Source organism: Micromonospora orduensis, assembly GCF_006228125.1.
GTDB lineage: Bacteria > Actinomycetota > Actinomycetes > Mycobacteriales > Micromonosporaceae > Micromonospora > Micromonospora orduensis.
Genome location: NZ_VDFY01000152.1, coordinates 1 through 7524, shown reverse-complemented (window position 1 = coordinate 7524; position 7524 = coordinate 1). Strand labels below are relative to the sequence as shown.

At 74.1% G+C, this 7524-nt stretch carries 7 protein-coding genes; all 7 read right to left on the bottom strand.

Translation table 11 applies throughout. From position 1 onward, the window contains the following. Window positions 1–67: 67 nt before the first annotated feature. Complete coding sequence (locus tag FHG89_RS13980; protein ID WP_139584817.1) at window positions 68–841, bottom strand: AfsR/SARP family transcriptional regulator; 774 nt, start codon at window positions 839–841, stop codon at window positions 68–70. A gap of 135 nt (window positions 842–976) precedes the next feature. Beyond that, window positions 977–2104, bottom strand: a complete 1128-nt coding sequence (locus FHG89_RS13975; RefSeq protein ID WP_139584816.1) for a hypothetical protein — start codon at window positions 2102–2104, stop codon at window positions 977–979. A gap of 13 nt (window positions 2105–2117) precedes the next feature. Further along, window positions 2118–4460 (bottom strand): hypothetical protein, encoded by a 2343-nt coding sequence (locus tag FHG89_RS13970; RefSeq protein ID WP_139584815.1) that lies wholly within the window; start codon window positions 4458–4460, stop codon window positions 2118–2120. A gap of 11 nt (window positions 4461–4471) precedes the next feature. Continuing rightward, entirely contained in the window at window positions 4472–5908 is a 1437-nt protein-coding gene (locus tag FHG89_RS13965) for a baseplate J/gp47 family protein (RefSeq protein WP_167517413.1), read from the bottom strand. Beyond that, the gene (locus FHG89_RS32940; RefSeq protein ID WP_167517412.1) at window positions 5901–6404 is read right to left on the bottom strand and encodes a GPW/gp25 family protein; all 504 of its coding nucleotides are present in this window, start codon (window positions 6402–6404) and stop codon (window positions 5901–5903) included. The genes FHG89_RS13965 and FHG89_RS32940 overlap by 8 nt, the downstream gene beginning before the upstream one ends. 1 nt (window position 6405) lies before the next feature. Next, the gene (locus FHG89_RS13960) at window positions 6406–6729 is read right to left on the bottom strand and encodes a hypothetical protein (protein ID WP_139584813.1); all 324 of its coding nucleotides are present in this window, start codon (window positions 6727–6729) and stop codon (window positions 6406–6408) included. Window positions 6730–6739: 10 nt separating this feature from the next. Then, on the bottom strand, window positions 6740–7524 hold a 785-nt coding region (locus FHG89_RS32935), incomplete at its 5' end, for a carbohydrate-binding domain-containing protein (RefSeq protein ID WP_167517411.1).

Genomic DNA, 7524 nt, shown 5'->3' with positions numbered 1-7524 from the left:
GGCCGGCAGGGCGCCAGGGCAACGGCCCGGCGGAGTGGCGGGATGGCGGGGTGGGCACCGCGGCCGGTCACGGATAGGGGACGGTCGCACCGGCCTTGCCGGCGCGGACCAGATGCTCCAGCCAGGGTGTCGGGGCGACGCCCAGCTCCCGGCCCAGGTCGGCGCGGAACAGCTCGAACCGCCGTACCGCCTCGTTGATGTTGCGCTCCGCCAGGTGCACAGTGATCAGCGCCCGGGTGGCGCTCTCCCGCAGCGGCTCCAGCTGCACGGCGGTCAACGCCACCTGCACCGCCTCGCCGTACCGGCCCTGCGCGGTGAGCCGCTCGGCGAGCGCCTCCAGCGCGTACAGCCTCGTCTGGCGCAGCCGTTCCCGTTCGGTCAGCACCCAGTCGTCGTACCAGCCGGGCAGGAGTTCACCCGTCGCCAGCACCGGTACGGCACCGCCCACCGACGGTCCGCCGTTCAGCAGGGCGGCGGCGACCGTGCTCAGGGCGGCCACGTCGCTTGTCACCCCGGCGGCCAGGGCCAGTCGGTCGTGCTCCTCGACGAGCGGCTCGGGCGTGACTCGGTGCAGCCGCCACAGCATGGTGCGCAGGTTCGCCCGGGCGCGGTCCTCGTGCGAGCCGGGCCAGAGCGTGCCGGCAGCCTCGGAGCGGGCGCAGCGCTGGCGTACGCCGAGGTAGGCCAGCAGCCGGCGGGCGCCCCGCGGCACCGCCACCGCCCGCCCGTCGCGTTCCAGCCCGAACCCGCCCAGCAGCCGCAGCGCGTACCGGGGCGGTCGCCCAGCGGCGGTCTCGTACACCTCGGCGTGCAGGTCGTGCGTCACCTCGTGAACAGCCATGCATGCGCCTTTCACACCCGATCCCCGTGGCAGTTCAACGCTCGGGTGTGGGCGGTCGGCGCACCAGCACAGTGTCGTCACACCGACCCGGCGAACGGTGTGGATCAGCCGTTCGCCGGAACCGCCGCCGACCGTTCAGCGCAGCTTGCTCAGCGTCCGGGCGTAGCCGGTCCACTCGGCGGCGTCGCCGACGTCGGCGCGTACCCCGGCCTCCTTCATGACGGCGAGCACCTGCTCGGCCGGCGCCTCGGCGAGCTTGCCGAGGGTGCTGATCCCGGCGCGGGCCAGGGCCGCCCGCGCCTTGGTCGGCACCCCGGCGAGCATCGCGATGTCGGCGTCGGCGACGTTCTCCAGCTCGGACTCGATGCCGAGCGCGGCGGAGACCGCCGACTGGGCGCCGACCGTGGTCCGGACGATCACCGCCTCCCGCTCGCTCACCTCGGCGAACATCGCGTCGAGGCTCTGGTAGCTGGTGTCGGCCGGCAGCACCTTGAGCACGTCGCGGACGGTCCGCCCGTCGGCCACCTCGTCCTCGCCGAAGAGGCGGATGAACTCCACGAGCTTCACCTCGCTCGGGAAGCGCTGCCGGACATCCCCGTGCTCGGCGGCGTAGCGCTCCAGGTAGGCGGCGCCCCGGACCTTTGGGCCGGCGACCACGTCCACGCCGAGGGTCTCCACGGCGGGCAGCACGATGGTTCCGGCCTTGGTCTGCCAGATGCTCACCTTCTTGTCCATGAACATCGTGGTGCCCATGTACTTGCCGAAGTCCAGCGTGCCGATGTAGTTGGGGATCTGCTCGATCGTGTACGGGCCGGGAGCCACCTTGTTCCCGTGCACGGTCGAGTGCAGTCGGTTGATCTCGGCGCGGATCTCGTCGAGCAGTCGGCGCAGGCTCACCCGCATCGCCGCCATGCAGGCGAACGCCTTGGCCACGTCGGCGCCGAGGTGGTCCAGGTCGTGTTCGATGCGGTGGAACCGCTCGTTGAAGCCCTGCTCCCCCGGGGTCTGCCCGGCCTGCACCACGTCCTCGCCGTCGACCCAGTCGGTGTGGGCGAACGTGCGGGCGAACGGCGGCGGCGCGCAGCCCGGCTCCACCGCCGGGAACGGCTCGGCGTAGCTGAACACCCGCTTCGCGGTGCCCACGTTCTCGTAGATCCAGGAGGAGACCAGCACGCTGGCGTCCGAGGCCGGAATGCCGTGCCTGGTGAACGCCTCGTACAGCTCGGTGACGGTCACCCCGTCGTAGTTGATCTCGCTCGCCATGGTGGTGTCCCTCTCAGAGCTGGTCGTACACGCCGCGGTGCCGGCGCTGCTGGAAGGTGCGGAAGGTGCGGGCCACCGCCGGGCGCAGCGGCTCGGCCGTGCCGTCGTCGTCGAGGTCGACGTGGTCGCGCCGGATGCCGAACGTGTTGATCTCCACGCCGAGGGGGCAGACCCGCATCAGCGCGTTCATCAGTCGCTCGTACTGGGCCAGGGTCAACGCCACCCCGTCGGGCAGCTCGACCCGGAACTCGTACGGGTCGGTCAGCCCGGTGCGCACGTAGGACAGCGCGACCACGGCGACCAGCCCGGCGTGGGTGGGCCGCAGCGTGGTCCGCGCGCCGACCGCCTTGATCTCCGCGGTGCCGCCGCCGAGTCCCACGGTGTACCAGCGGAACCCGGTGGCCCGCCGCTCGGCCAGGTTCAGCCCGGCCTGCGGCAGGCCGATCACGCTGCACACCAGCAGCACCCGGTTGCCGGTGTCGACAAGCGGCAGCGCGGCGGCGAGGTGCCGCTCGCGCAGCAGCCCGACCAGCCGGGCCAGCCGGTCGCCGGCGGCGGGCTGCCCGGCGATCAGCGCGGACGCCAGCGCCGCCGGCAGTTCGATGGTCTCCACCAGCTCGTCGGGGAGCCGGTTCAGCGCGGCCACCACGGGCGCCGGGTCCCGTACCGCCGGCAGGCCCGCGGCAGCCAGCACCTGGTCGATCGGCTGGCCGGCCGGCCGGGTCGGCACGGCCGCCCACCGGGTGCGGGCCGCCGCGTCGGTCAACGACGTCCAGGCCGGCTCGCCGCCGCCGGTCCAGTCCGTCGCGGCGGCGGCCAGACCGGCGAGCAGCAGCGCGTTGCCGCCCGGGTCGCCGGGTGCGTGGAACTGCGCCTCGACCGCGGCGTCGGCGCCGACCGGGGCGTTCAGCGGCGCGGTCACCGCCAGCCCTCGGGTCGGCAGGTGCGACAGGTACATCCGGGTGGTGCTGATCCGGTGCGTGGTCGGCAACCCGCACGCCCCCCACAGCCAGGCCAGTTCGCCGTCGGCCCCGACGCTCGGCACGCCACGCGCCCGCATGGCGGCGATCAGCGCCTCGGCGGTCCGGTCCGCGGTGGCCGCCCGAGAGGTGTCCAGCACCCGGTTACGCAGGTCGGTGGCCTGCGCCGGGGTCGGCCAGCTCACGTCCACGCCGAGGCCCAGCTCGTAGCGGCTGCCACCGGTGTCGTCCTGCGCCCGGGTCACCTGCCACACGATGGACGACCCGAGCGCCCGGCACACCCGCCCGGCGCGGTCCAGGGCGGCGGCCAGCGGCGGAGCGACGCCGTGCGAGCTGTCGAAGGAGTACGACTGGCGCAGGCTGGCCCGCAGCGCGGTGACCTCGGCCAGCCGGCTGGCCGGCAACGCCCGGCCGGCGTGCGTGGTGTTGTTCGGCGGGGTGTTCGCCGGCAGGACGAGGCGGTCCCGGCGCAGTTGGGCGAGGAAGTTGGTGCGGTGCTGCGGATCGCCGACGGCGACCAGCCGGATCGCCACCGCGAACCGGTCGTCGTCCTCGCGCACGGTGAACCGCGCGCCGCCGGGCAGGTCGGCGAAGAGCCCGGTGTTCGGGTCGGTGTCCGCGCCGGGGCCGTTGAGCAGCCGTCGGACCGCGCCCGGGGTGGGCAGCAGGAACCGCCGGTACAACCCGAGCCGGTGGGCGTACGCCGCGTCCGGCTCGCGGGCCGGCGGGGCCAGCCGGCGGGCGTACACCTCGCCGCTGGCCGGCTCGTGCACCAGCTCGTCGACGAAGCGGGCCACCCCGACGTCCGCGCCGATCCGGTCCAGCGCGTCGCGTCGGGCGTGCGCCAGGGTCCGGTACGCGTGCACCTCCCGGGCCGCGCGGCGCAGCCGGTGCTTCTCGTACGACACCAGGTAGAGCAGCCGGCCCAGGTTGCCCTCCACCACGGCCAGCTCGACCAGGGCGGTCAGCGCCGTCCCGGTGACCGCCGTGGCGGCAGTGCCGTCGCCGGCCCGCTCGGCGGCCACGGCCACGGCGAACGGGGCGACAAGTGGCTCGTCGGCGGTGTCCGGCACGTACGCGGGGACCGACGCGCCGGCGGCCGACCATGGCGCGAAGACCACCGGCGGGAGCACCCGCTCGCCGGCGCCGGGGTCCACGGTGACGGTCACCCGGACGGTCTCCTCGGCCAGGTCCCGGCGCAGCACGACGGTGAGCAGCGGGTGCCGGCTCGTCCAGTCCACCGCGGCGGCGCCGGTGCCGGCCAGTGGCACGACGACCCGCCGGACGGTGCCCGGGTACGGGCCCTCCAACTGGTCGACGAGGTTGCGTTCCACGGACGGGTCGGCCCCGTCGACGGGTACCCGGATGTCGGTCACCGCGCCCCCGCTCAGACGATCCGGAACGGCCGGGGGTCGTCCCGGTCGACGTAGACGGGCACCTGGTTGGCGGCGAGCACCGCGTTGTCGCCGACGGGTAGTCGCTGCAGCCCGTCGCCGGTGGGCGCGCTGCCGGTCACCACCACCGCCGAGTCGGCCGGGAAGCGGACCAGCCGCAGCTCGCGCACGTCGGCGACGCCGGGCTCGTTCATCAGCGTCCAGATCACCTCGGCGGCCCGGACCGGCTCGCCGAAGGGAAGCTCGTCGACGTAGCGGCGCAGCCGGGCGTGCAGCCGGGCGCGCAGTTCGGTGGCGGCGGTGGACGCGTTCACCGTCTCCTTCGAGCCGGTCGGCAGCGGAAGTCCCCGGATCACCAGGTCCGCCTCGACGCCGATGCCCACCTCGTCGGCCCGGTCCACCGAGGCGAAGATGCCCACCGGGCGCAGGTCCTCGATGACCGACTCGACGGCCGCGTGCAACCCGTCGGGGCCGTCCCAGATGGCCGCGGCGGTGGGCGCGACGAGCACCGTGACGTAGTACGGGTTGCCCAGGTCGCGTTCGGTGCTGAACACCCGTTCGATGAAGTTGAAGTTGCCGAAGATGGACTGGTTGAGGTCGAGTCCGCCCCGGCCGTCGAAGACCTGCACCTGGCGTACGCCCGGGACGGTCGTCACGGCCAGGCCGATCGCCTCGGCCGTCCAGATGGAGCGGGGCGCGGCCAGCAGCAGTTGCCGGTAGCGGGCGTCGGAGACCTGCTGCTCGCCCCCGGTGAGCGCGACGGTGTGGGTGATCTGGACCAGCTCCTTGCCGGCGGCCTGCTCGGCGTCGTCCAGGTCGGCCAGCAGGGTGTCGGCCCGGTTCCAGCGGTCGATCCGCTGGTTGGGCTGGGTGGGGTCGAGGTTGTGCGCGGGGCCCGGATAGAACGCGGCGACGGCCGGTTCCCGTTCGCCGACGGCGGCGGAGAGCACGACCGTCTCGTCCAGGGCGGCGTGGTGCCCGCCGGGCGTGGAGAGCCGGGCGCCCCGGGGCAGTGTCAGCTGGGTACGGCCGGCCGGCAGCGCGGCCTTGAGCTTCAGCTTCACCGTTCCCCGGGCCGGCAGGTACGGGCGGGGAATGCCCAGCTCCTCACCGAGTCGGGTGAGCGCGTCGGCGGTCGCCGAGACGACGTACGAGTTGTCGTAGACGGCGCCGAGCGCCGCCCACAGCCGGGCGTCCTCCAGGGCGGCCAGTTCGAGCACCTTGCGCAGCACCGCGCCGCTGGTCAGGTCGACGTCCTCGCCGAACAGCAGGCGGGCGGTGGCCAGCTTCTCGGCGAGCAGCCGGGCGAAGGACTTAGGCACGAAGCCGGTCTCGACGATGCCGAAGCCGGTCGAGCCGGTGGCCCGCAGCGCGGCGGCGTCGACGGCGAGGACGTCGGCCAGCTCGGCCGGGAGGGTGGGATCAGACACTGGGCAGCTCCCCGAGATGCACCGAGAGGCGGTCGTCGGTGATGGTTTCGAACTGGACCTGCACCTGCAGGGTGCGCGACGAGCGCAGCGCGGCTGCCGCCGCGTCGTCGGCACGGCCCGCGCCGAGCCGACCGTCGTCGAGGTTCACGTCGACGATCCTGCGGACTCGGGGATCGCGGTCGAGCAGCGTGATGATGCCGATGCGGACCTGCTCGCGGATCAGGTTCGGCTCGATCTGCTCGGCGAGGGCGTTGAGCCCGTCGAAGCCGAACGTGGCGTCGAAGACGTTCGAGCCGCGCAGCGTGGTAAGCGCCACCGCGAGGCTCTGCGCGACGTTGTCGGTGCCGGCGACGACTGCCAGCACACGTCCGTTCGGGCCGTCGTCGAAGACGACGTCGCGGGCCAGGTCCACGCCGGGCATGGTGGGTTCGAAGGCGAGGCCCCAGCCGAGGTAGCGGCGCTGGGCGGCCTGCCGTTCCCGCTCGGTGCGGTCCACCTCAGACCGCCTTCAGCTTGCTCTGCCCGGCACTGGCGGACAGGGCGGGGGTGCTGCCGTTGGTGGCGCCTTTGAGGGTGTCCAGCGCCACCCCGACCTCACCGACGAGCAGCTTGGCGGCGGCGCCGGTCGCCGAGACGACCTTCTTGCACTGCGCGGTGGAGCTGCTGTCGGTGATCGTGCAGCCGGTCACCGACTTCCCCGTGATGCCGTCGAGCCGGGTCACCTCGGCGCCGGCCACGATCAGCTTGCCCTGCCCGGCCGGGGAGACCGTGCCCTGGCTGGGGCAGTGCACGTCGCTCGACGTGGTGAGCACGAAAGCCATGTCGCCCTCCTCAGTGGACGTTCATCGCGTTGCTGACGTCGACGTCGACGTCGTCGGCGGCGATGGTGACGGTGCCGCCGCTGATGTTCACCGCGCCGTTGCCCGCGTCCAGGTCGATCTGGGTGGCGGTGATGGTGATCGAGCCGTCCTGCTTCATCACGATCGAGGACCCGCCGGCGGCGTGCTCGATGGTGATGCTGTCCGCCTCGTCGGCCCGCTCCGGGCGCTGACCCCGACCGCGCAGTTGTGCCCGGCCCACCCGCACGGTCAGCTCGCCCAGCTCGATGACCCGGTTGCCGTCGCCGTCGGTGAGGTCGTGCGCCACCTTGCCGTCGTGGTCGGCGGGCACCACCGTGTCGCCGATCGACGAGCGGCTGTTGGTGGCCACTCCGACCGGCAGGGACAGCCACCAGTCCCCCGGCTGCGACACCGGGGCGTGCCCGGTGGGCCAGAGCGCGCCCACCTCCACCGGGTCGTCGGGGGCGCCGTTGCGGTAGGCCAGCGCCACCCGGGTGCCCGGGTAGCGGGGCAGGATGAGCCCGCACCCACCCCACGCGAACGGGGTCAGGTAGGTCACCCCGGGCAGCGGCGCGGGCTGCTCCCGGCGTACCGGCAGGCGGCGGGCGCCGTTGGGCCTGCCGTCCGGGCGGGCCAGCCCCTCCCACACCGTCTCGGTCTGCGCCGGCGGCTCGACCGCGCCGCTGGCGTTGGTGGCGGCCGCGCGTACCTCGCCGATCTCCAGGCCGCGCGTCTCGCCCCGGGCGGCGCGGGCCGCCCGGCGGACCGCCTCGGCGG